The organism is Streptomyces sp. NPDC058964, assembly GCF_042741275.1.
In the GTDB taxonomy this organism is placed as follows: domain Bacteria; phylum Actinomycetota; class Actinomycetes; order Streptomycetales; family Streptomycetaceae; genus Streptomyces.
Genome location: NZ_JBHYKH010000018.1, coordinates 13452 through 36781, shown reverse-complemented (window position 1 = coordinate 36781; position 23330 = coordinate 13452). Strand labels below are relative to the sequence as shown.

Sequence of the window (23330 nt, the reverse complement as noted above, 5' to 3'; positions counted from 1 at the left end):
CCCCGCTAACACTCTTTTGGTGTGGGGGTCGGGTGTGCGCCGGCGCGGGGCCGCGGGAGCTTGGGGGGGGGGGGGGCCGGGGGCCCGCCCGCGGGGTCTACCCCCCCCCCCGGGGCGCGCTGCTGCCATGGCGCGGGGCCGTCAGTGATGTGTCCGGCCCGCGCCTTCACAGGTGGACGGGCAGGTGGCGGGGGCCGCGGAGCATGGCGTTCTGGCGGTAGGGGGGTGGGTCCTGGACCAGGCCGGCGGTGCCGAGGTGGGGGAGCAGCGCGCCGAGCGCGGCCTGGGCTTCGAGGCGGGCCAGGGGCGCGCCGTAACAGTAGTGGATGCCGCTGCTGAAGCCGAGGTGCTGGTTGTCGGGCCGGGTGGGGTCGAACCGGTCGGGCTCGTGGAACCGCTTGGGGTCGCGGTTGCCGGAGGCGAGGACCAGGATGACGGAGGTGCCTCGGGGGATGGCGGTGCCGGCCACCTCGATGTCGGCGTGCGGGATGCGTTCGCGCATGTGGACCGGTGGTTCGTAACGCAGCAGTTCCTCCACCGCTCGCGGCAGCAGGTCGGGCTCGCGCCGCAGGTGATCCAGCTGTTCGGGCTGGCGCAACAGGGTGAGCACCCCGTTGGTGATCAGGTTGACCGTGGTCTCGTGTCCGGCGATCAGGAGCAGTACGGCGGTTATGGCGAGCTCCTCCTCGGTGAGCCGGAGGGCCGGGTCGGGCTCGTTGACGAAGGCGGAGAGCAGGTCGTCGCCCGGGTGGCCACGGCGCTGTTCTGCCAGGTTCAGCAGGTACCCGCCCATCTCCATGCGCGCCTGCTCGCCGGCCTTGTGGCTCTCGTCGGTGTCCTGGTCGGGCCTCACGTCGGCGGCTGCCACCAGGGCGTCGGACCAGGCCCTGAAGAGCGGCTCGTCCTCGTGCGGCACGCCGAGCAGGCGGCAGATGACGGCGACGGGAAGCGGGTAGGCGAAGTCGTCGACGATGTCGATCTGGCGGCCCGGCTCGAAGGATGCCGTCAGCTCCTTCGTGATCCGGTCTATCTCCGTGCGCATGCCCTCGATGCGGCGGGGGCTGTGCGGGGGGCCGAAGGGCCGCATGGCCAGGGTGCGCTGTCGGTGGTGTTCGGGGTCGTCGAGCCGCAGGAACGGCTGTGGGGGCACTTCGCCACGGCTATGGGGGGCGGCGCTCATCCGTGGGTCGTGGAGCAGCGCGGCGATCTGGTGGTAGGTGCCGATCAGGCAGTTGCCGCCCGTCTGCCGTACGACGGGACCTGCCTGGCGGAGTTCTTCGTACAGCGGGTAGGGGTCGGGGCGGCTGGCGTAGTCGGTGATCCGTGCCAGCAGGGTCTCGGAGTCCATCACGGCTCCTCGGGGGTGGGGCAGAACGTGGGCCGGTCGGTGGGCTCACACCACCGCCAGCCGGCGGTCGGGGAGGTGGCCGGTGAGAGCGACGGTCGGGCCGTGCGACAGCACGGAAGGGTCCGGAACCTCGGAGGGGATGGTGACGTCGGCCGCGATGGCCCGGTCCTGCGCGCCGGGCGGCGGCGGGAACGGAGCAGCGGTCTCGATCAGATGCCGGTAGTAGACGAGGGCCTTGGCCATGTCGACGGTGACCGCGGCCGTGACCCGGCCCTGGTAGCCGTAGACCATCGCCAGCCGGCGGGCCTCGAGGGACCCTTGGGCGATGACGACGTGGTCGGAGAAGGTGGGGACGCCCACCGACTTGATGTTGAGTCCGAACTGGGTCGACCAGAATGTCGGGATGGACAGGTGCGGGCGCTGCAGGGGCCCCGGGTTGACCATGTTGTGGGCCGCCACCTCTGCCTGCTCCACGGCGTTCCCCCAGTGTTCCAGCGAAAGCATCTGGTAGCCGAAGAGCGGGTGGGGGAAGCGGGAGACGTCGCCGGCCACGAAGACGTCGTCGGTGACGATTCCGTACATGTTGAAGGCGCGGCACCCGGCGTCGCAGGCGATTCCGCGCGGGCCCGCCGCCAGTCCGGAGTCGGCCAGCCATTCGACGTTGCGGATGGCTCCCAGGGCCACGACGCACACGTCCGCGTCGACTCGGCTGCCGTCGGACAACTCCGCTCCGGTGAAGCTGCCGTTGCCGTGCAGGGCGGTGACCGTCACCCCGGTGCGCAAGTCCACGCCGTGGTTGCGCTGCATGACAGCCGCGAGCTTCGACAGGGTGCCGCCCAGGGCACCCACGAGGGGAGCGGGGCCCCGTTCGGCGACCGTGACCTCGAGCCCCAGTTCCCGGCAGGCGGATGCGATCTCCGAGCCGGTGAAACCGGCACCGATCACCAGCACCCGCTCCGGTCCGGAGGCCAGCCGCTCCGCCAGCCCCGCGCCGTCCTCACGCGTACGCAGGGTGAACACCCCCTCCAGGGCAGCCGCGTCCGGGTCGGGCCAGGGACGTGCCCGGGTCCCGGTGGTGATCAACAGCCGGTCGTACGGCAGTGCCTCCCCGTCCTCCAGCAGCACCCGTTTCGCCAGCAGGTCCACACCGGTGGCGCGCACCCCCAGGCGCCACTCGGCGTCCGGATCCATGCGCATCGGCAGCTCGGTCGTGTCGGCGGTCGCCTGCCCCAGCAGCACCTGCTTCGACAGTGGTGGCCGGTCGTAGGGCGCGTGGGGTTCATCGCCGACTACAGTCAGTGAGCCGGTGAAACCTTCCTCGCGCAGGGCCTCAGCGGCCCTGAGCCCGGCCAGCGACGCACCGACGACGACGATACGGCCGTCCTTCAGGTCACCGGGCACCACTGCTCACCTCTTCCCCGAGGAGGATCGCCTGCACCGGGCATGCCGCGGCAGCCTGGCGCACGCGCTCGACCTGGTCGTCAGGGACGGCCGTGGCGTACAGCAGTCCCTCCTCGCCGTGCAGCTCGAACACGTTGGGGGCGAGGAACACGCACTGTGCGTAGCCCTGGCAGCGTGTGAGGTCGACAACGGTCCGCATTTCCACCACTTCCTCCGTTGTCTCACCCCCCTCATTCCCAGCATGAGCCGAGAGCCGGAGGCTCGCACGGCGACTGCTCGACGCAGGCCGCGGGACGGTTCGGCCCACGACGCGGTCGAGGCCGGACGTGGTGCTGATGTGGACAACGTGGGTGAACGCCCGCGGACGGTGGCCCAGTTGCCGCCCACCTGGCTGATCCTCTTGGCATGGAGACCCAGATGGTCGGCGTGAATCAGCATCTTTCCGAGGGCCGGGCGGGCTTCGTCCCGGCGTCCGGCGCGGGTTGACCGGCTGCTTCTTGCCCGTGGGCGAGGGAATCGGGCCCGTCGACAGGCTGAGCCTGTGGTTCAACGGCCCCGCGGGAGCCGGGCGCCTGGACGACCTGCCCGACCGGCGGCGATGTCGATGGAGCGGCAGCCGCCGGTTGATGGATTCACGGCTGTCGAACTAGCCGATCCGCGCGAGCAGTTCGGCAATGTCTGGTACGTATTGTCCACCCTGCTGGGGCGCGACGACCCGTCGATCACCAAGGACGTAGACCTGGAGCCGATCACCGCGCTGCGGTCCGACCGACTCATGGCGCTTCTGAAGGAGGACAAGCAGCCGGCCGTCGACACTCCGATCCGCACGGTCGCCCGCGCCGGGGCCGGACCCTGCTGCGGGTCGACGTCGCGGCCGGCGCCGGGGCGGAGACGCGATGAGCGCGCGCGGACGCGGCGGCCGCAAGGCGGTCCAGCCGCATGCGGGATGGCAGCCCTCACAGCGGCTGCCGGCGGGGAACGGCGGCACCATGGTGCGGTTCCCGGCCCAGGCCGGGATTGTCGAGAGAGTCCTCCACTTCGGCAGCATCCGGGACGGGAACGGGGCCTGGCCGGGATCCCGTTCGGTCCCAGAGGTGGCTGGGGCGTGCCTCCGCCAGACGTGCGTCGGTCTGTCGGGGACAAGGCAGACCGGGTAATCGTGCCGATGCGTCCAGGCCGGAACCATGATGCCGGTGAAACGCCGTCACGTTCGCACGTAGGTTTTACCGTCCCGTGGTTGCCGCTCCCACGGGTGCGCCGGATTCTGGGTCACCATGCCGTCGGCAGCTGGTTCTGCTGGTCACGGAGGGTGCTTGGGTCCCTCCGCGCTGAGCGGGGAATGTGATGCACCTCGAGTTCCGGCACCTCCGTGTCCTGCTCACCGTCGCCGAGGCCGGCAGCATCCGCAAGGCCGCGGCGCGGCTCCAGCTCTCCCAGCCGGCCACGAGCGCCCAGCTGAAGCGGATCGAACACGAGCTGGGCGGCCCGCTCTTCATCCGCAGCGCCGACGGGGTGAAGCCGAACGAGAACGGCCAGTACGTCCTGCGCTGTGCCCGTGACCTCGTCGACGGCTTCGACCGGCTGCGCGAGCACGCGCGCTCGGCGGCCGAGGCGGACAGACAGGCCACCGCCCCGCTGAGGGTGGGCGGGACCGCCGGCCCCCTGGTGTCCCTGCTGGTCTCCGCCCTCTTCGAACTCGTCCCGGAGAGACGGCTCACGATAGATGCCCGCCGCTCCGTGCACACCCTGGTCAAATCGCTGAGCCTGTCGAAATGCGACATCGCGGTGTTCGGCGAGTTCCCGGGTTTCCCCCTTCCGGTCGGCGAGTCGGTGGCGACGCGCACGCTGCTCCGCGAGCCGGTCTTCGTCCTGCTCGCCGAGGACCACCCGCTGGCGCGCCGGGAGAGGGTCGGTCTCCATGAATTGGCGGGCGAGGACTGGGTCATGCCGGAAGCCGACGAGAGCGGTGTGCACGCGTACCTTCATCTCACCTGTCAGTCGGCGGGATTCACTCCGCGCATCGCCCATGTGACGCCGGACCTGTCCGTGGCGCAGGTCCTGGTCGCCGGCCGACGTGCCGTCTGCGGCGTGTGGCCGACCGCCGATGTTTCTGCCCGGGGCACCGTGCAGCGGCCGCTCGTGGACGTCCCGTTCCACCGGCGGCTGCTGCTGGCCTGGAACACGGAGTCGGTTCCGCCCGAGCTCGTCGACGCGGCATGCGCGCGTCTGCTGGCCGCCTATCTGTCGCTGGTGCAGCAGAGGCCGCAGTTTCTGGCCTGGTGGGAGGACGGGGGCGGGGAGTTCGCTCTCGGCGAGGACAAGTGACCGGGCCTGGTCACACGTCTCCATGCGCTATAGCTCCGCAGTTATACCCCAGATGAAGTCACGTCAGGGACATGTCACCTGCTGAACACTTCGCGTCAACGTCCAAGGACGTCGTCACCCCACGACGAGCGAAGGAATCACCCCGTCATGCCCCGTCCTCTTCTTGCCCTTTCCGCGATGGTCGCGGCCGGCGTCATCACCACAGGTGCGATGGCCGTGCCCGCGTACTCGCAGACCGATGCAGTGCAGCGCGGATCCTCCCTCCGCGACACGGCGATATCCCAGGCGAAGGCGAACGTGACCCGGCACGCCGGCACGTTCGGGTTCGGCGCGGGCCAGACGCTCCGGGTGAAGGACGTCGTGATCGACGCCGACGGCACCCAGCACGTCCGCTTCGCGCGGACCTACCGCGGCCTTCCCGTCGTCGGCGGCGACTTCGTCGTCCACCAGAAGGCCGACGGCTCGTTCAGGGGATCCAGCCGCGCCAAGGCACACAAGGTGGCGCTGAAGTCCGTTGCTCCCGCCATCGACGCCAAGGTGACCGCGGCCGGCGCGCTGAAGCGCTCGCACGGGTTGGTGCGCAAGGCCAAGTCCACCCCCGAGCTGATCGTGTGGGCGGCTGACGGCACCCCGCGCCTGGCCTGGCGCACCACCGTGGAGGGCCTTGGCGACAAGGGCCAGCCGCACGGCGAGGTCTTCGTCACCGACGCCACCACCGGCGCGGCGATCGAGAACTACGACGCCGAGCGCGAGGCCACCGGCACGGGCCACTCCGAGTACACCGGTGACGTCGGCATCGACACCACCCAGCAGGCCGACGGCACCTTCGCCCTGATCGACCCGGTGCGCGGCCACATCACCAAGGACGCGCACAACATCTCGTCCTCGTCCCTGAAAAGCTCCTCCGGCACCCTGTTCACCGACGCCGACAACATCTGGGGCGACGGCAAGAAGTTCTCCACCGACCGCGCAACCGCCGCCGTCGACGCGCACGCCAACACCGCGAAGACGTTCGACTACTACAAGACGACCTTCGGCCGCAACGGCATCAAGAACGACGGCCGCGGCGCCACCGTCTTCGTCCACGTCGGCACCAACTGGGACAACGCACAGTGGTCGGACTCCTGCTTCTGCATGATGACCGGCGACGGCAACGGCACCACCGACCCCGAGCAGGTCGACCTCGACACCATGGGCCACGAGATGACCCATGGCGTCACCTCGGCCACCGCCAACCTGCGCTACAGCGGTGAGTCCGGCGGCCTGAACGAGGCCACCAGCGACATCCTCGGCACCATGGTCGAGTGGTACGCCAACAACCCGGTCGACACTCCCGACTACCTTTTCAGCGACCAGTCCACCCCGCCGTGGCTGCGCCGCTTCGACAAGCCGTCCCTCGACGGGCGCTCCGCCGACTGCTGGTCGAAGTCGGTCGGCCGCCTCGACGTGCACTACTCCTCGGGCGTCGGCAACCACTGGTTCTATCTCGCGAGCGAGGGCAGCGGCGCCAAGACCATCAACGGCGTCTCCTACAACAGCCCCACCTGCAACGGCTCCACCGTCACCGGCATCGGCAACCAGAAGGCCTCCGCCATCTGGTACCGGGCGCTGACCGTCTACATGACCTCCACCACGGACTACAAGGCCGCCCGCACCGCGACGCTGAACGCGGCGAAGGACCTCTACGGCGCCACCAGCCCCGAGTACGCCACCGTGTCAGCGGCCTGGAGCGCGGTCAACGTCCTCTGACGCACCGACGCACCGACGCACCGACGCACCGCCTGATCCGTCGGGGCCGGCCCGGACGACAGCGCCCCTCACGGCTGTCGCCCGGGCCCGGCGTTTCCGGCGACGCCGTCCCTGTCGAGGCCAGTGAGCCGCGGGCGGCGTTTCGCCGGTTCCGTCCTGCCGGGCGGGCGCGCGGACCGGCCTGGCCCACCTGGCGGTCACTCGTCCAGCCTGTCCGATGCACCACCCCGTGACACCCTCTCGTAGGTTCGTGGTGCCTGGCTCTGACAGGGCTGCCAGGTTCACGGCCCCGCGCCTTCGTTCGCACGTGCGCGCGGGGCCGCTCATCCGCGCGGGTGGCGGCCGCGCCGGTGCCGAACACGGGCCGGCGCCTCCCGCGTGCGCCCCCGCCCTGGGCCGCGGCCCGGCGTGCGACGCCCTCCCCCGGCTTCCTCGGGCTGCGAGATGAGCCCCACTGTCACCGTCCGCGTCGGGTGATGTTTCAGGCCGACCGTGCGCTGTGTGAGTGTCGAGTCAGCGCGGAGCAGGCCCTGGTTGCCGTCCGCCGGACATCGGCGTTTTCCCGGACCGCTTTCCGTGCCGCTCCTGACTCCCCCCGGGAGCGGCACGGAGAGGGCCCGGGGCGGCCGGGCCCCACCCACTGCATGGGGTCCGGCCGCCCCGCATGACGCATCGGACGGCGGCGGGCGGTCAGGTGCGGATCACGGACCTCACTGGTGTTGCCGGTCGGCTTGTCCTTTTCAGCCGATTCGTCCCATGCTGCGAGGCCGAGGTGTAACACTTCCGGCCGAGTTCGCTCTTTCCAAGCGGACGGCTGTGTGGGTCGACCAGGACTGGGGGCACGACCCGTGCAGTGGACGGACGAGAGCGGCGGAGCGTACGGCGATCCGTACGGTGGCATCGGGGACACGTACGGCCCCGGCTACGAGTACGGCGGCGGTACCGCCACGGACCCGGCCACGGCGATGTCCTGGGACCAGTCACAACTCGCGCAGTCGGCGTACCCGACGGGTCCCGCCTTTGCGGCGGGGCCAGGCCCCTATGCCACCGGGACGCATCACCACGCCGCCGCGCCGACCCCCCTCACACAGGCGCCGAACGGTCCGCACGGCGACGTGCTCACCGTGCTGCCTCCGGAATTCGGCACGCCCGGCCCTTCCGTGCCAGGACCGGAGGCGCCGGAGCGCGAGTCCGTACGGCCCGTCTTCGTCGATTCCTCAGGTCGACGCCAGCGCCGCGTGCTGCGCGCCGCCCGCCTGCTGGTGATCCCCGCCGGGGGTTACGTCGCCCTGCTGATCAGCGCTGTGCTCGGCGGCCCCAGTCTCAGCGCGCCGTTCGTCCCGCAGCCGGACTCCGCGCACCCGAGCACGCACCGCACGGCCGCACCCGACGGTTCCCCTGGCACCGGCCACGCCGCGGCGAGCGCCAGCCCCGCCCCGGCACGGAAGAACTCCCACCCCACACCGACGCAGAAGACTCCCGGCTCCACCGGCCAATCGGCGGCCGCCACCGCCTCTGCGGCCGCACCCGTCCCTACCGCGGCGCCCACCGCAATCGTGTCCCCAACCCCGATCCCCACCCCCGACCGCACCTCCAAGGGCCGCGCGATCGGTTCGTCCCACAACCCCGTGAAGTGAGCCAGGGCCCCCTGAAGTGACCAACCACAGACGCCACAACGCTCCCCGTCGCCGCACCCGCCAGACCACGCCCCGCACCCATTGGCTGCTGCTGAGCGTGCTCGCGGTGACACTGTCGACGGCCCTGCTGCTGCAGGGATACACCCACCACATGTTCGGTCTCACATCGGACAGCGTCACCGGCGTCCGGGGGCGGCACGACACGGTCCCCACCCAGGTGATCCACGGCGGTCCCGTGATCGCGAACGCCGCCACCTCGCCGCACACCGCCGAGGTGAAGACCCGCACCATCGCGCTGACCTTCGACGACGGTCCGGACCCCGTCTGGACACCGCGGATCCTGGACGTGTTGCGCCGCAACCACGTGCACGCGACCTTCTTCGTCGTCGGCACCCAGGCCGTCGCCCACCCCGAACTGGTCCGCCGGATCGTCGCAGACGGCCACCAGATCGGCATACACTCCTTCACCCATCCCGACCTGACCCACCTCGCCCCATGGCACCGATCCCTGGAACTGCGCGAGACGCAATTGGCGGTGGCCGGCGCCGCCGGGGTCACCACCGCACTGCTGCGACCGCCGTACTCCTCCAGGAACGACGCACTGGACGACGCCGACTGGTCCGTCCTCAAGCAGGCCGGTGCGGCAGGCTACGTCACGGTGCTCGCCACTCAGGACGCCGAGGACTGGCAGCGCCCCGGTGTGGAGCGCATCCTCGCCCACACGAGACCGCACGGCCACGCAGGGCAGATCGTGCTGATGCACGACGCCGGCGGGGACCGGTCACAGACCGTCGCCGCACTCAGCGCCCTGGTCCCGCGGCTCAAGGCAAAGGGCTTCAAGTTCACGACGGTCTCCGACGCGGTCGGCATGGCCCCACCCGTCCGGCCCGCCGGGCTCGGCGACCACCTCCAGGGGCTGGCCCTCATCAATGTGCTGCAGGGTGGCGACTGGGCCGTGTGGTCACTGGGACTGCTGATGTACGCGGCCGGAGTGATCAGCGCGCTGCGCGCAGTGGTCGTGCTGATCGCCGCCCGGCGGCACCGGCGCCTGCGAACCGGACGGCGCCGGGCCTGGGGGCCGCCGGTGACCGAACCGGTCACCGTCATCGTCCCCGCGTACAACGAGAGCGCCGGGATCGAGGCAGCCGTGCGTTCACTGCTCGCCTCCGACCATCCGGTCGAGATCATCGTGGTGGACGACGGTTCGACCGACGGCACTGCCGACCTGGTCGAGTCGCTCCACCTGCCGGTGCGCGTGATCCGTCAGCAGAACGCGGGGAAGCCCGCCGCACTCAACACCGGACTCGCAGCTGCCACCTGGGACCTGGTGGTCATGGTCGACGGCGACACGGTCTTCGAGCCCGACACCGTCCGCACCATCGTGCAACCCTTCGCCGACCCCCGCGTCGGCGCCGTCTCGGGCAACGCCAAGGTCGTCAACCGCGGCGGTCTGCTGGGCCGCTGGCAGCACATCGAGTACGTGGTCGGATTCAATCTCGACCGGCGCCTTTTCGACCTCGCCGAATGCATGCCGACCGTCCCCGGGGCGGTCGGCGCCTTCCGCCGCCGGGCGCTGCTGGACCTCGGCGGCGTCAGCGACGTCACCCTCGCCGAGGACACCGATCTCACCATGGCACTGTGCCGCGACGGCTGGCGCGTGGTGTACGAGGAGAGCGCGAAAGCCTGGACCGAGGCGCCCGCGTCGCTCGACGCCCTGTGGCGGCAGCGATACCGCTGGTGCTACGGCACCCTGCAGGCGATGTGGAAGCACCGCGGCGCGCTGGTACAGCGCGGCCCGGCCGGGAAGCTCGGCCGCCGAGGTCTCGTCTATCTGCTGCTCTTCCAGGTGCTGCTGCCACTGCTCGCACCCGTCGTGGACGTCTTCGCCCTGTACGGGCTGGTCTTCCTCGACCCCGTCCGGATCATCGGGCTGTGGCTCGCCTTCCTGCTGCTGCAACTCATGATGGGCCTGTACGCGTTCCACCTCGACGGAGAACGCCCGGGCCCGCTGTGGAGCCTGCCGTTGCAGCAGTTCGTCTACCGGCAGCTGATGTACCTGGTGGTGATCCAGTCCGTCTTCACCGCCCTCTCGGGCTCACGCCTGCGCTGGCAGCGCATGGAGCGCTACGGCAGCCTGCAGGTTCCGGGCGGCGCCGAGGCGCCCCGCACGGACCGTACCGGGAATCGGACGGCATCAGCCGGATCTGCCGGCGCCTGTCGGCCCACCGGACCTCGAACGCGCGTGGCGGTCGTTGAGCAGGTCACGGGACGAGGTCCCACACCCGCCTCGGACCACTCGTCCATGCCCTGAACCGGTCCCTCTGGCGCAGACAACACCAGGCCGTCGCCTGTCGCTGCCATTACCGAAGAAGAACCGGCTCAGGGCGTCGGTTCCGGGTACCGCGGCTTCGGTGCGTCAGCGCTGGCGGGCCGCCAGGGCCTTGGCCGCCTTCATCCGGGCCGGGATGGTGGCCTCGACCGTGCCGGGGCCCTCGCCCGGCTCGAGTTCCCAGCCCCGCAGCTTCGCCGCCACCCGGCGCAGCGTCGCGTCACCCGGCTTCACGTCGATCTGGAAGTGCGACTCCTTGGCCGGCTTCAGGTCGCCGCCCCACCTCACCACACCCTCCAGGTCGGCGAGGATGTCGCGGATCACCAGGAGCTCGTTCGGGAAGAACCCGCCCCGCGCCCGCGTCGGGTAGAGCAGCGGACGGATCGCGATCGCCGTGCCGGAGAGGTAGTTGCTCTCGTACGGCGCCGCGACCGTGTGCGCGGTGGTGTGGCCGGTGACCTCGCCCGCCGTGAGCGTGTCGATCTCGTAGTGGAAGCGGCGGACCACGTGCGTCAGCACGGTGGCCACATCGCCCTCGACCGCGTCGAAGTGGACGCCGCCCGTGCCCTCGACCCGGTGGGCCGGGGCCGAGTCGAGTACCCGCCACCCGTTGGCGCTGGTCTTCTTGCGCCACCGGGTGCCGGCCGCGGAGGCGGTCGCGGCGGTCGCCGTGGTGGTCATCCCGCCCACCGCGAGCGCCGCGCCACCGGCAACGCCGAGGCCGGTCAGTAGAAAGCGGCGACGGTCCAGCCCTATCGCCGGCGTTCTGCCGTCATGCATGAATCAGTTCCCCATCCCTGGTCGCGGCCGGAGCACGGCCGCGTGCAGTTCCCGTGATGTGTGGCCCGCGGTCCGGTGACCGCGCTTTCGGTGACGCGCCTACGCGCCCTTGGCGTTGGCTTCCTGCGCGGCCCGGTCGCGCAGACCGTCCGCGAAGCCGCGGCAGAAGTCGTTGAGGACGTCGTCGGAGAGCTGTACCGGCAACGTGGCGTTCTGCCCCGCGATGTCCCGGATGAGCTTCGTGCGGCCGGCCGCGATGACGGGATCGGACTGCAGGAGCAGGATGGAGCGTGCCATGGTGACGACGTAGTCCACGTTGCCGCCGAAGCGCTGCTCGAAGTAGTCCCGGAAGCGGGTCAGGGCACCGGCGTCGCGCTCGCCCTGTCCGTAGTGCTCGCGTACGACGTCGAGGAGATGACCGCCCTGCTGCACACGCCGGGCGATCAGATAGCCGTCCGCGTCCTCGATGAGGTCGTTGAATCCGAACGTCGAGGTCACGCCCAGCTTCGCGAACTTCGCGTCGCAGTAGGAGTGTCCGGACGGATAGGCCTTGATGTCGCGCTGCCATTCCGCGTACAGCGTGATGAGGTCACCGCCCCAGCCCGCGATGTCGCCGACGCCGACCTTGCGGATGTCGCTGTCGCTCTGCGGCCTGACGTAGTGTCCGTTGGCGGCGGCCAGCAGGTGCTCGGCACCGATCGGGTACCCCGAGACCAGGTCCTTGAATTCCTGGAGGACGGAGGCGCCCTTGCCGTCCGCGAACTCGATGAAGTCGGGGTTCGGCGCGCCGATCAGGGCCTTCCACTGGAAGCCGCCGTAAGCGATGTGGCGGCCGTACTCCATGGTGAGCTGGACCGGGTCGTCCGTCCTGGTGGATGTGAACTGCATCGCCAGCGGGAAGACCGTCTCCAGGTTCTTGATGAACGCGTCGGCAGGGTCGACGACCTGGTGGACGGAGTTCTGGCCGGCGTCGCTGCCCTTGCGGTGGGCGTCGTTGTCCAGGTCGAACGAGTCGGACCCGGCCGTGAACCTGAACTCCTTGATCTGGTTGAACGCCCAGTTCGGCGGCAGCGGGAAGCCGAGGTTGCCGGAGAAACCCCACGACATGCCGGAGACGAACGAGTACCGGGCATCCGTGTTCTTGCTGACCTGGGTGCAGACGTTGCGTGAGCCGTAGACGCCGTGGACGTAGCGCATGCCCTTGTTGGCGAGTCCGGCCTGGACGCCCTGGAAGTACGGGACGATGTTGGACCCGATCTCGTCCGCCGTCGCGTCGTAGTCGACCGCGAAGTAGATGACCGTACCCCGGTTGAAGCCGTAGCCCTCCGCGCACGAGTGGGCGTTCAGCGCGTGGTTGAAGCCCTGCTCGAAGGTGAAGTCCTGGAGCCGCCGGGCGTTGTCCTGGTAGATCGGGAAGACGCTCAGGCCGGCGGCGAATATGTCCTCCAGCTCGCCGTCCTTGATGTTCTTGTCCAGGGTGCTGCCCGGTGGATCGAACAGGTAGCGGCCGACATGCCGGTAACCGGCCTTGTAGAGGGCGTCTCCGCGTGCGCGGGTGATCCTGAAGCGCGTGTCGCACGCCGCGGTGGGGCGGTCGGGGTCACCGGTGGAGACCAGCAGCTGGGCCCAGGTGGCATAGTCGCCGACCCCGCTGGCGTTGAGCTCCGAGAACGACTGGAACGCGTTGACCCACTCGGCGAGCTTGGCGTCGAAGGTGTTGCGGAACGTGGTCTGGATGTTGCTCGAGGGGGTGACCACGGGGGAGTTGAACACACATGCCGCGGAGAAGAGCTGGACGAAGATCCCCGAGTCGCCCTGCCGCACCGTGTGGTTCTTCAGACCTGCCTGGGTGCCGGGGCCGAACGCGCCGGTGGCCTGGTCGTCGGATATGCCGAGTTCGTACTGGATCGCCTTCATCAGTGACTTCTGCACGTCGCGCGAGTACACGCCGTCGGCCGGTCCGATGAAGAACGACGAGTGGTTGATGTAACGGCTGTTGAGCCAGCGCTGTACCTCGCGGACCGTGTCGGTCCCGCCGGTGATCGAGACATAGGCGTCCATGCTCAGCAGCGCCTTGAAGATCTTCGGCTGAACGAGGCCGTTCGAGGCGTCGACTCCGGCGTCGTTCTTGAGCGCCCGGACGGACTTGTCGGTGGCGGCGCCGTACGAGCCGGTGCCGTCACCGCCCCAGTAGCCCTTGCAGAACAGGGCGTGCTCGACGATCTTCTTGATGTTGACGTTCGACTCGCCCGGGCCGATGTCGCCACGTGCCGCCAGCGTGGACAGCGTCCCCGGGCCGAAGCTCGCGACGAGCGGGGCGATGCCCAACTCCGCTTGGAGAGCCATGGTCAGTGAGAACATCGTCGACCAGCCGGTGCGCCCGTCCTCAGGGCACTTGGCATAGCCGGGGATGTTCGCGTAAGTGGCGTTGACCCATTTCTGGGCAGCGAGGACCTTGTCGTCCGCCATGTGTCTCTTTCTGGTGTGCGGGGTCGGGGACTTCGAGGGTGTGTGAATCCGACGGCGAAGCGGGGCATTCCGGCGTGGTCGCCGGTCGGCCGTCGCCCGTTCGGACGGCTCTGCTACCAGATGGGCCAAAGACGGAAGCGCGAGTTGGGGCCGGTGTCACTGCAGGGGTAGAGCCGCATGACGGCGCCCGGTGCCTGACCGCCGTACATGTTCACGCAATTCGTTGAGGCGGCCATCGGCTGGAACTGCCAGTAATTGCCGAAGTCGACACCGACAGTGTTGAAGTTGTCGTCCACGCTGTCACAGTTGTAGAGCTTGATGTAGCCGCCCTGGGCGCCGCTGCCGCTCCAATTGTTCAGGCAGTACTGCGGCCACGCGGCGCTCTGGATCTTGAAGTAGTGGGAGCCCGAGTCGAGGACGTTCCACTTCTGGGCGCTGGTGCCGTTGCACGACCATTGCTGGACGACCTGGCCGTTGTAGGGGTTGCTGTTCGGGATGTCCAGGCAGAGAGCGTCCGCGATATTGATCGAGATGTTGTAGCGGGGGGCGGCCTGGGCCGGAGCGGCGGTCAGGACCGTGCCGAGGGTGGCCGCGGCGACCGTGGCCAGGGCGGCAGTGCGTATACGCATGAAGGATCCCGTGGATGTGTCGATGGTGGCTGCTTCCCGGCGGAATCGTCTCCGGCCGGGGAATTTCGAGACAGGACGTGCCGCCTTGCGACGCGGGTTGTCATCCACACCGCGTCGGACGGCGTCAACGAGCAACCTAGCCGTCCCGTGATCCGTCCCTGCCGTCCCTGTCGTCCCGCGGCCATGTCGGGACGTCCCGGGACGGAGGACACCGGCCTGGCAGCGCATTCGCGGAGGCAGGGGACAGGGGGCAGAGACAGGTGCAGGGGGATTCGGAGTCGGGATCGAAGGTGACGGGGTGTCCGCTCGGGAGGCCTGCGTGCTGGGCTCACTGACTCAGATGCCGGACCCATGTGCCATCGACCTGTCCTATGGACAGGACGCCCGAAAGCAATCGACCGGCGTCGAAGTCGGTCGAAACGGCTGGTCGGAAACCCCGCCCGCAAAAGCCGATCCTGATCATCACAACCAGGAACCAGGCTGCTTTTTGCGGCTGACAGCCTCAGGCGCGGCAAGGAGGCATACGACTACCAGCGGCGTTCGTCCGGCAGGAGCGGAAGCAATCTGCTGGGCCTGCTGATGGACACATGCGCGTACTGCTGCTGTTCACGAACGGGCGGTAATCCTGGCCGCGTTGGCTCTCGGCAGCGCCTCGTCCTGTGACGCGTCAACAGGCACTGGGACACCTCCGTCGCAGACCAAGCCGCATGAACCTTCGACAGCCCGGCCGACGTCGAACAGCAGCCCCAGCAGGAAACAACCGCTCGGCCCCACCGGTGAAAGGGAATCCGGCGGCGGAGAGCGGGTGTCGATGGGTTCTGGCACGGTCGGTCCCCGATCGGGACGCCGGGAGGTGTCGGCCAGAACCGAGAGCACCGTGTCGGCGTGTTGGTGATCAGCGGCACAGTCCGGGCCGTGGATCCGGGAGCGGAGTCGGTGCGGTGACGGCAGCAGCGAAGGATTTGCAGGATGTCGGGTCGGAGACCGATGGTCCGAGCCTATGGCGTCAGCGGGATTTCATGCTGCTGTGGAGTGGCCAGACGGTCAGTGAGATGGGATCGGCGGTCACCGAGGTCGCTTTGCCGCTGCTCGCGGTCGTCGCGCTCAAGGCGAGCACGTTCCAGGTCGGACTGCTGACCGCGGCCACCACGCTGGCGTTCGCGGTGATCGCGTTGCCGGCGGGTGCGATGGTGGACGGCGCTGCCAAGCGTTCCATCATGATCGTCTGCAACGTCCTCCGTCTGGTGATCATCGGCTCGGTTCCGGTGGCGGCCGCGTACGGTGTTCTGACGATGGCGCAGCTGTACGTGGTCGCGGTGGCGGCTGGTGTGTGCTCGGTGTTCTTCGACGTCTCGTACCAGAGTTATGTGCCGTCGCTGATCCGCGCCGATGACCTGATGAGCGCCAACGGCAAGCTGGGGACCACCCAGGCGTTCGCGCAGCTCGGGGGACCGAGTCTGGGCGGCGGGCTGGTCGGGTTGTTCGGCGCCGCGGGGGCGGTGACGGCCGACGCGGTCTCCTACGCGGTCTCGGTCCTGTCGATCCTCGGGATCAGGACCCGGGAGGAGCCGCCGCCGGCGCGGCCGGCGGACGAGACTCTGCGGCACCGGATCGCCGAGGGTCTGAAGTTCGTTTTCGGGCACAGTATTCTGCGCAGGGTCGTGGCGTGCACGGCCACCGCGAACCTGTTCTCCGGTATGACTTCGGCGCTGGCGATGGTCTTCCTCATCCGGGTGCTGCACGTGCGTCCCGCGCTGACCGGGCTGATCATGGCGGGCTCGGCCATCGGCGGGATCGCCGGGGGAGTGTTCGCCGGCCGGCTCGCCAAGAAGATGGGTTCGGCGCGGATCATCTGGGTGTCGATGCTGGTGTTCAGCGCGCCGCAGGTCGTCGCGGCGGCTGCCTGGCGAGGCTGGGGGGTGCTGCTGTTCCCGCTCGGCTGGGGCATCACGGGCTTCTCCGCGATGGTGTACAACATCGCGCAGCTCAGTTACCGGCAGTCGGTGACACCGCCGGAGCTGATGGGCCGGATGAACGCGGCCGTGCGCTGGGTCGTGTGGGGCACGCTGCCGGTCGGCAGCGTCCTCGGCGGGGTACTTGGCACGCTGATCGGGGTGCGGCCCGCGCTCTGGCTGGCCTTCATCGGTGCGTGGGCGGCCGGCTGGTTCGTGTTCTTCTCCCCGCTCCGCCACATGCGCGATGTCCCCCAAACCGCGCCCGCGTCCGCCCCCGTAGTCACGAGTTGACGGCCCACCGATCCCCCGCTTTGGTTGGATCGAGCATGCCGCGGCATCGGGTCCCGTCGACCACGTGCCACGCGGCCGTCCAGCAGAGCGGAGTCGATGATGAGTGAGCTTTCCGCGCTGGACACCATCCTGCGGAACGCTTCTCACGTCCGGTTGGCAGAAGTGCCACGCTCGGCGGCCACTCTTCCCGGCCGCGGCCCCCACCCGGTGTCAGTGCCCCGGCCTACGTTTCCGGCGTTGGCGGTTCGCGCACGCCGAGCGCTCGTGACGAGGGGAAAACCCTGAGCTTCCACATGCATCTGCGCGCTGTCCAGAACTCTGAAGGCCGGCATGCCGGCCCGAAGCTGTGCCGTACCGGCCGTCCGTGCCGGCCCTGGCCCGACATCGATGACGGCGTGACCACGCTCGGCGAATGAGTGAGTCGGCTATCGGCCCTTGCGAATCCACTCGCGCTTCACGATCAGGACCGCGACAGGCGCCACTGCCATGGCGAGCATCCACAACCCGACGCTCGCGGGTGAGTAGATGTAGTACATCCACCGAGTCGGGAACAGGCACGGCAAGAAGAGCAGCACCACCAGTACCAGCCATGTCGCGATCACGGCACATACCGCACGCCCAGCAGTCAGCAGACACCCCATGTCTCCCCCGTCACCCAGCCCATGGTCGGGCAGCAACATCGTGCCAGCATTTTTGAACATGTTCAATATCGGCCCTCCCGGTGGCGCCGCCTGGGCGGAGTCCGAGGTCTGGTTGCGGTCCTGGTCGTCCTGGCGCCGGCTGCGGTCGTCGTGTCCTCCGTACGACGGGGGTCCTCGCCGGACGGCGAAGACTGATTCCTCGCAGAGTGGTCCCGTCCGTTGGGCTGCGCACGCCGACTGCGCGCCGGCACTCGCGCACGACGGCCCGGGCCCGTCCATCGCGGAACACACCCACTCCACGTCGGAGATGAGCCGAGAGGCCTCTGCGGCGTCCCTCCGCGCCACCGCCGGCGGCATTCCCGGCGCCACCCTCGCGGCGTGCAGACGTGCGGTCGCCGGTGGCTGCGCTGACCGGCCGAACAATGCGGTGCTTTCCGCATAGGGCTCACAATGTCGGTGGAATCTGCGCGCGTACGCATCGCCCGAACACAGGATTCAGAGAACATTCAGAGGTTGCCCACAGGACTGGCCTCTTCAGTCTCGCAAATACAACATTTCGCAGCATTCCCTTGTGCTTGCCTTCCTGAAGACACTGATCCACCGTCCGGATTCGTGTAGCGTCTGCCGCCAGCAGCGTGCCGCCTCTGCGGGGAAGGGAACCCATCCACAGGTGGCTCGCCCTCGGGGGCATTGGTGTCATCCCCTGCGTGAGCGCACTCCGAGTGCGGCGGACCCGACCGGCCGACCGCCCCGTGCGTTCCGCGGGTATGTCGATGCGAGGAGCTCACAACATGCTGAGGGACAAGGCGCCGGCCAGGCGCGGTCCTGTCGTCGCCGGCTTCGCCAGATGGCTGGTCGTCGCCGTGACGGTGGCCGGCGTCAGCGCACTCCTGGCTCCCGAGGCCGTCGCTGCCGCGCCGCCGATACCGGGATCACCGTTGGACGCCTACCGCGAGCACGTGCCGTACGACATGGGCGTGCACAAGATCGCACGGCTGGCCGCGCTCATCGCCTACGTGCTGATGGTCGCCACAGTTGTCCTGGGGGTGGTGCTGAGACTGCGCTTCATGCAGCGTGCCGTCAACAGGGCCACCTTCTACGGCGCCCACATGACGCTGGCCCTCTCGGCGATGATCTTCGGGGGCGTCCACGGCCTGACATTCCTCTACCAGCCGATCTGGCGGATCGGCTGGGCACAGCTGACCCTGCCCTTCCTGGGCGGCACCCAGCGCGTCCCGGTGGGAATGGGCATCCTCGGGACAGAACTGGCGATCGCCGTGGCCTGCTCGGTGTGGCTCCAGAACCGCCTGGGCTACCACCGCTGGCTGAGGGTCCACCAGTTCGCCTACGTGTCCTTCACCCTGATCTGGCTGCACATCTTTCTGGTCCACCCGGAACCGCGCCACCTGAACCTGGTCGCGGTCGGCGTGGCCGCGGGTGCCGGCACGGTACTGGTGGTCTTCCTCATCCGCGTCTTCCCCTCGCGCTCCAGATTGCGCCAGCGAGCCTTCCCTAGCGGGGCCGGAGCCGCCAGGTGAACCATCCTCATACCGGGCATCCTGCACAGCACCTCCCGACGCCGGGACACCGGCATGGAGCCGTGCCGTTCATTCCCCAGCAGGCCCAGCCCGGCGTCGCCCACCCGGCTCGGCAGGACCCGGCCGAACTCCCGGCAGTTGCCGCGCTTCCTGCCGAGTCGTTCGATCTGCCGCGCCCCGTACTGGTCCCGGAGGACGAGCCCGTCCGGATCAGCGTGGACAACAACCGTTGCCACATCTACGGGATTTGCCAGCAGGAGGCGCCCGAGGTCTTCCGTATCTCCGAGGGCGGCTCGCTGCACTACACCCGGGCCGTCCCGGCGGAGTTCGCGGCCAAGGCGCGCCAGGCCGCGCGCTGCTGCCCCATGCAGGCGGTCGAGATCAGGGGAGAGCGCACCCGCACCTCAGGCATTGCCGACGAACGGCTTCCCGGACCTCCCCCGCGCAGTGGGGCGTCAACGCGCGCCAGCAGCAAGCGCATCGTCGTCGCCGGCGGCGGACTGGCCGGCCTGAGCGCGGCGAGCCGGCTCAGAGAGCGCGGCTTCGACGGAGAACTCGTCATCGTGGGCGAGGAGGCACACCGCCCCTACAGCCGCCCACCACTGTCCAAGCAGTTCCTCTCCGGTGAACTGGACGCGGAGCAGATGACGTTCAGGGCGGAGGAGGCGCTGGACGCCCACTGGCTGATGGACACCAGGCTGGTCGGCCTCGACCTCTACGGCTCGGCCGTGCACTTGCGGGGCGGCGAGCGGCTTCCCTTCGAGGGGCTGGTCGTGGCCACCGGGGTGGATGCCAAGCGCCTTCCCGAAGCCCCGCTCTTCAGCGATCGCATCCGCACGATTCGCACACTGGAGGACGCCGTCGCGGTACAGCGCGCGATGGATGCCGCGCACGCCCGCCACGTGGTCATCCTGGGCGGCGGATTCGTCGGCTGCGAACTGGCCTGCACCCTGCGGGACCGCGGCTTGGACGTCACCCTCGTCGTGCACAGCGCGCCGCTGCTGCGCCGGGTCCTCGGCGAGCGGGTCGGCGCCGTGGTCGGTGAGATCCAGAGCAGGGCGGGGGTCGACGTGCGGCTCGGCACACGGATCAACGACTGGCAGGATTTCGGTGACGTACTCAGGCTGCGTCTGGACGACGGCCATGTGATCGACGCGGACTTCGTCGTCCTCGGACTGGGCAGCGAACCGCGCACCGAATGGCTGCGCGACAGCGGACTGAACGTCGCCGACGGTGTGCTGTGCGCCCCCACCTGCCACGCGATCGACCGCTGGGGCCGGCCGACTCCGCATGTAGTCGCCGCAGGCGACGTGGCCCGCTGGCCCAATCTGCGCTTCGACGCCGAGCCGCGCCGGACAGAGCACCTCATCCACGCCGTGGAGATGGGGCAGCATGCCGCGGACGCGCTGTTGCGCGGCCCGGACCGCGCCGCTCGCTTCGCGCCGGTTCCGCGCTTCTGGTCCGAGCAGCACGGCACCCGCATTCAGGCCGTGGGAATCCCCGCGCTCGGAACCGATGTGGAGATCACCGAGGGGTCGCTGCGCTCCGAGCGCTTCGTCGCCCGCTACACCCGTGAGACCGCCCACGGCCCGCAGATCGTGGCAGCCGTCGCTTTCGACATGCCCTTGGAACTTCTCGAATACCGCGACCAGATCGGCCGATCCCGTCCGCGCTCGCGGGCCCTGAACAGAAGGAGCAGACGATGAGCAGAGGCGGACGTTCACGTGGCCGCCGCTCCGGGCGTCCACCGTTCGGCGGGCTGCTGCCCTGGGTCCTGAGCGTGCCCGCCCGTCTGCATCTGCGCTGGCTGGTGATCTTCGTCGTGACCGCGGCGGTGATGGGCCTCTACGCCAGAGTCCTGGTCACCGCCTCGCCGATGCCGCCGAGCCAAGCACCGGCGGCTCCGGCGCTGGACGGAAACGGCTCCGGCTCCGACGCCTCGGGGGACTCATCCGACAAGTAGCGTTTCCGGTGGCCGACTTACGATTCGCATCAGTGCTGAGCAGCCAAGCCGAATGAGACTCGAGAGTTGAACTTCTGCTCAGGGTGAGAGTGGGGTGTCGGGGATGTAGTCGCCGGCGTGTTCGCCGGTGACCAGGTAGACGACGCGTTGCGCGACGGCGACGGCGTGGTCGGCGAAGCGTTCGTAGTAGCGGCCGACCAGGGTGACGTCGACAGCCGTCTCCACGCCGTGCTTCCAACGGTCGTCCATCAGGTGCTGGAAGATCATCCGGTGCAGTTCGTCCATGCGGTCGTCGTCCCGCTCCAGCTGCAGGGCGGCATCGATGTCCTGGGTGAGAATGACTTCGGCGGCCTGGGCCATCAGGCGCTGGGCGAGTTGTCCCATTTCCAGGATGGTGCGGTGCAGGTCGTCGGGCACGGCGTGGTCGGGGTGGCGCAGCCGGGCGAGCTTTGCCACGTGGGCTGCGAGGTCACCGCAGCGCTCGAGGTCCGCGCTCATGCGCAGGGAGGTGACGACCGTCCGCAGCTCGGTGGCGACCGGTTGCTGCCGGGCCAGCAGGGCGATGGCCCGGTCCTCGAGGTCGCGCTGGAGGTCGTCGACCTTGCTGTCGGCCGAGATGACGCTTTCGGCGAGAGGCAGGTCGGCGTCGAGCAGGGCGGTGGTGGCCCGGCCGATCGCGGAGCCGACCAGATGGGCCATCTCCCTCAGGCAGGCGCCGAGCGCCGCCAGCTCCTCGTGGTACGCCTCTCGCATGCTGTCCCCTCATATACGGAGTGTGTGCTGTCTGCTGACAGGCTCGCACACTCGGTTACCGTGAGTGTGCATGGGGTTGCCCGTCGTGCGGGCCGGCCCCGATCTCCGTTCGCGGCCGTCGCCGTACCGCTTCTCACTCGCCCGCAGCGGCTCCTGCGACGGGGGAGTCCAACGGGCAGGCAGTCGGGGCGTGCACCGTGGTCACGCGGTCAGCTGGTCAGCTGCTGCGCAGGCGTGCCAGCGTCGCGTCGAGGTCGGCCTTGCAGGGCCGGTTGTAGGGAAGCCTGGCGAGCATGGCGGCCATGCCGCAGGTGTTGGTCACGGCGGAGTAGACCAGGCCGCCGGCGATGCCCGCGGACAGCAGCCGGAAGGCCGGGTGAACCACCTCGCCCAGCGCCAGGCCGATCAGGACGATGGAACCGGCGACGAGGCGGACCTGGCGCTCCATGCCCCACGTCGCCTTTCGCGTGCCCTCGGGGCGTTGCAGGTCGTGGCCGTGGGCGGCCCAGGCGCCGGTTCCTCCGGCGAGCGTGGCGGTGTGGACGCCGTTCTCCGCGAGGATGCGGCACGCGTTCTCGGAGCGGGCGCCCGAGGCGCAGACGACGAGGACGTCGGCGCGCTGGGCGGCGGTGCGGATGTCGGGCAGCGCCCGTTCGAGCTGGTCCAAGGGGATGTTCAGGGCGCCGGGGATGTGACCGCCGGCGTACTCGCCAGGGGTGCGGACGTCGATGACGGTGAGTTCGTGCAGGCGGCCGAGGGCCTGGCGGGGGTCGAGGGTGGTGGGGGTGGTCATGGCGAATGTCTTCCTTGGGTGTCGGGGATGCCCCGGGCGGGGAGCGGCTGTTTCCCGTGGGGTGTCCGTGAGGAGTGGTCGTGGAACTTGATCCGGGTGGTGCGGAGTTGAGGCAGGGAACCCGGTGCGGACCGTGAGCAGTGGCGCGGGCGTCCGGAGCAGCTGTTCATCTCCCTTGCCTGACGTCCTGGCGCCCTGGTGCCCGAACTCCGCCGACATGGTCAGACGAGCACATCGACGAGCATGAACCCCGCTACCGCGAGGAGCACGTAGGCGAAGATCCGCTGAAGCGTCTTGCCGTTGAACCTGCGGGACAGGCGTTTGCCGTCCCAGGCACCCAGGATCGCCGCCGCGGTGAACGGTGCGACTACCGCCCAGTCCAGTTGCGTGCCGGTGCCTGCGCGGGCGCCGAGGGCGGCCAGAGAGTTGATCGTGATGACCAGCAGGCTGGTGCCGACCGCGCGCCGCATGGTCAGTCCGAGCACGCTCACCAGCGCAGGAACGGCGAGGAAACCGCCGCCCACGCCGAGGAACCCGGTGACCGCGCCGAGGCCGGCCCCCGCCGCTCCAGCCTTGCCGGGATGCACCTTGCCCGACGGCTCGGTGCGCGCGGGCCACAGCATACGCAGGGCGGCTAGCGCGGCTATGACGGCGAAGGCGCCGGTCAGCATGGTCGCGGGCAGATGGCCAGAGGCGCCACCGGCGATCATGGCGGGCGCGATGCCCGCC

At 69.5% G+C, this 23330-nt stretch carries 18 protein-coding genes; 8 read left to right on the top strand and 10 right to left on the bottom strand.

Translation table 11 applies throughout. From position 1 onward, the window contains the following. Positions 1-166: 166 nt before the first annotated feature. Genes ACFW2E_RS04210 through ACFW2E_RS04200 form a run of 3 tightly spaced genes read right to left on the bottom strand, consistent with a single transcriptional unit; the run spans position 167 to position 2948 of the window. Entirely contained in the window at positions 167-1348 is a 1182-nt protein-coding gene (locus ACFW2E_RS04210; RefSeq protein ID WP_384461084.1) for a cytochrome P450, read from the bottom strand. 45 nt (positions 1349-1393) lie between these two features. Then, on the bottom strand, positions 1394-2749 hold the full coding sequence (locus ACFW2E_RS04205) for an NAD(P)/FAD-dependent oxidoreductase (RefSeq protein WP_384461081.1): 1356 nt from the start codon (positions 2747-2749) through the stop codon (positions 1394-1396). Next, the gene (locus ACFW2E_RS04200) at positions 2739-2948 is read right to left on the bottom strand and encodes a ferredoxin (RefSeq protein ID WP_384461078.1); all 210 of its coding nucleotides are present in this window, start codon (positions 2946-2948) and stop codon (positions 2739-2741) included. Before ACFW2E_RS04200 ends, ACFW2E_RS04205 begins: the two co-directional genes overlap by 11 nt. Positions 2949-4093: 1145 nt before the next feature. On the opposite strand from ACFW2E_RS04200, the gene ACFW2E_RS04195 reads away from it, so the two are divergent. From ACFW2E_RS04195 to ACFW2E_RS04180, 4 genes are all read left to right on the top strand, one after another. Next, on the top strand, positions 4094-5074 hold the full coding sequence (locus tag ACFW2E_RS04195; protein WP_384461075.1) for a LysR family transcriptional regulator: 981 nt from the start codon (positions 4094-4096) through the stop codon (positions 5072-5074). Between the two features lie 147 nt (positions 5075-5221). After that, positions 5222-6823, top strand: a complete 1602-nt coding sequence (locus ACFW2E_RS04190) for a M4 family metallopeptidase (RefSeq protein ID WP_384461072.1) — start codon at positions 5222-5224, stop codon at positions 6821-6823. Positions 6824-7671: 848 nt separating this feature from the next. Continuing rightward, positions 7672-8460, top strand: a complete 789-nt coding sequence (locus ACFW2E_RS04185; protein WP_384461070.1) for a hypothetical protein — start codon at positions 7672-7674, stop codon at positions 8458-8460. 16 nt (positions 8461-8476) lie between these two features. Beyond that, positions 8477-10771 carry a bifunctional polysaccharide deacetylase/glycosyltransferase family 2 protein gene (locus ACFW2E_RS04180; RefSeq protein WP_384461067.1) on the top strand — a complete coding sequence of 765 codons (2295 nt, stop codon included), beginning with the start codon at positions 8477-8479 and terminating at the stop codon, positions 10769-10771. Positions 10772-10876: 105 nt separating this feature from the next. Here ACFW2E_RS04180 and ACFW2E_RS04175 read toward each other — a convergent pair whose 3' ends face one another. The 3 genes from ACFW2E_RS04175 to ACFW2E_RS04165 form a co-directional block, all read right to left on the bottom strand. Continuing rightward, the gene (locus ACFW2E_RS04175; RefSeq protein ID WP_384461064.1) at positions 10877-11569 is read right to left on the bottom strand and encodes a hypothetical protein; all 693 of its coding nucleotides are present in this window, start codon (positions 11567-11569) and stop codon (positions 10877-10879) included. Positions 11570-11668: 99 nt separating this feature from the next. Further along, the gene (locus tag ACFW2E_RS04170; RefSeq protein WP_384461061.1) at positions 11669-14038 is read right to left on the bottom strand and encodes a glycoside hydrolase domain-containing protein; all 2370 of its coding nucleotides are present in this window, start codon (positions 14036-14038) and stop codon (positions 11669-11671) included. Positions 14039-14151: 113 nt separating this feature from the next. Beyond that, a complete protein-coding gene (locus ACFW2E_RS04165; protein ID WP_384461058.1) occupies positions 14152-14667 on the bottom strand; it encodes an RICIN domain-containing protein in 516 nt (171 codons plus the stop codon). A 941-nt stretch (positions 14668-15608) separates the two neighbouring features. Between ACFW2E_RS04165 and ACFW2E_RS04160 the strand changes: the two genes are divergently transcribed. After that, positions 15609-16913 carry an MFS transporter gene (locus ACFW2E_RS04160; protein ID WP_384461055.1) on the top strand — a complete coding sequence of 435 codons (1305 nt, stop codon included), beginning with the start codon at positions 15609-15611 and terminating at the stop codon, positions 16911-16913. Positions 16914-17338: 425 nt separating this feature from the next. On the opposite strand, the gene ACFW2E_RS04155 is transcribed toward ACFW2E_RS04160, so the two are convergent. Further along, the gene (locus tag ACFW2E_RS04155) at positions 17339-17620 is read right to left on the bottom strand and encodes a hypothetical protein (RefSeq protein WP_384461052.1); all 282 of its coding nucleotides are present in this window, start codon (positions 17618-17620) and stop codon (positions 17339-17341) included. Positions 17621-18345: 725 nt separating this feature from the next. Between ACFW2E_RS04155 and ACFW2E_RS04150 the strand changes: the two genes are divergently transcribed. From ACFW2E_RS04150 to ACFW2E_RS04140, 3 genes are all read left to right on the top strand, one after another. Then, positions 18346-19092, top strand: coding sequence for a ferric reductase-like transmembrane domain-containing protein (locus tag ACFW2E_RS04150; RefSeq protein ID WP_384461049.1), 747 nt, complete (start codon positions 18346-18348; stop codon positions 19090-19092). Positions 19093-19154: 62 nt separating this feature from the next. Next, the gene (locus ACFW2E_RS04145) at positions 19155-20798 is read left to right on the top strand and encodes an FAD-dependent oxidoreductase (RefSeq protein WP_384461046.1); all 1644 of its coding nucleotides are present in this window, start codon (positions 19155-19157) and stop codon (positions 20796-20798) included. Then, positions 20795-21055, top strand: coding sequence for a hypothetical protein (locus ACFW2E_RS04140; RefSeq protein ID WP_384461043.1), 261 nt, complete (start codon positions 20795-20797; stop codon positions 21053-21055). Before ACFW2E_RS04145 ends, ACFW2E_RS04140 begins: the two co-directional genes overlap by 4 nt. Positions 21056-21133: 78 nt before the next feature. Here the strand turns inward: ACFW2E_RS04140 and phoU are convergent, their stop codons facing one another. The 3 genes from phoU to ACFW2E_RS04125 all read right to left on the bottom strand — a co-directional run. Continuing rightward, positions 21134-21808, bottom strand: a complete 675-nt coding sequence (gene phoU, locus ACFW2E_RS04135; protein ID WP_384461040.1) for a phosphate signaling complex protein PhoU — start codon at positions 21806-21808, stop codon at positions 21134-21136. 217 nt (positions 21809-22025) lie between these two features. Continuing rightward, entirely contained in the window at positions 22026-22601 is a 576-nt protein-coding gene (locus ACFW2E_RS04130) for a rhodanese-like domain-containing protein (RefSeq protein ID WP_384461037.1), read from the bottom strand. 221 nt (positions 22602-22822) lie between these two features. Next, positions 22823-23330 (bottom strand): sulfite exporter TauE/SafE family protein (locus ACFW2E_RS04125; protein ID WP_384461034.1); only part of this gene is annotated, 508 nt, incomplete at its 5' end.

Bases quoted from the DNA above. Each gene is read 5' to 3' on its own strand.
- ACFW2E_RS04130 (WP_384461037.1), bottom strand. From the start codon at position 22,601: ATGACCACCCCCACCACCCTCGACCCCCGCCAGGCCCTCGGCCGCCTG.
- ACFW2E_RS04165 (WP_384461058.1), bottom strand. From the start codon at position 14,667: ATGCGTATACGCACTGCCGCCCTGGCCACGGTCGCCGCGGCCACCCTC.
- ACFW2E_RS04210 (WP_384461084.1), bottom strand. From the start codon at position 1,348: ATGGACTCCGAGACCCTGCTGGCACGGATCACCGACTACGCCAGCCGC.
- ACFW2E_RS04140 (WP_384461043.1), top strand. From the start codon at position 20,795: ATGAGCAGAGGCGGACGTTCACGTGGCCGCCGCTCCGGGCGTCCACCG.
- ACFW2E_RS04170 (WP_384461061.1), bottom strand. From the start codon at position 14,038: ATGGCGGACGACAAGGTCCTCGCTGCCCAGAAATGGGTCAACGCCACT.
- ACFW2E_RS04195 (WP_384461075.1), top strand. From the start codon at position 4,094: ATGCACCTCGAGTTCCGGCACCTCCGTGTCCTGCTCACCGTCGCCGAG.
- ACFW2E_RS04190 (WP_384461072.1), top strand. From the start codon at position 5,222: ATGCCCCGTCCTCTTCTTGCCCTTTCCGCGATGGTCGCGGCCGGCGTC.
- ACFW2E_RS04200 (WP_384461078.1), bottom strand. From the start codon at position 2,948: ATGCGGACCGTTGTCGACCTCACACGCTGCCAGGGCTACGCACAGTGC.
- ACFW2E_RS04150 (WP_384461049.1), top strand. From the start codon at position 18,346: ATGCTGAGGGACAAGGCGCCGGCCAGGCGCGGTCCTGTCGTCGCCGGC.
- phoU (WP_384461040.1), bottom strand. From the start codon at position 21,808: ATGCGAGAGGCGTACCACGAGGAGCTGGCGGCGCTCGGCGCCTGCCTG.
- ACFW2E_RS04175 (WP_384461064.1), bottom strand. From the start codon at position 11,569: ATGCATGACGGCAGAACGCCGGCGATAGGGCTGGACCGTCGCCGCTTT.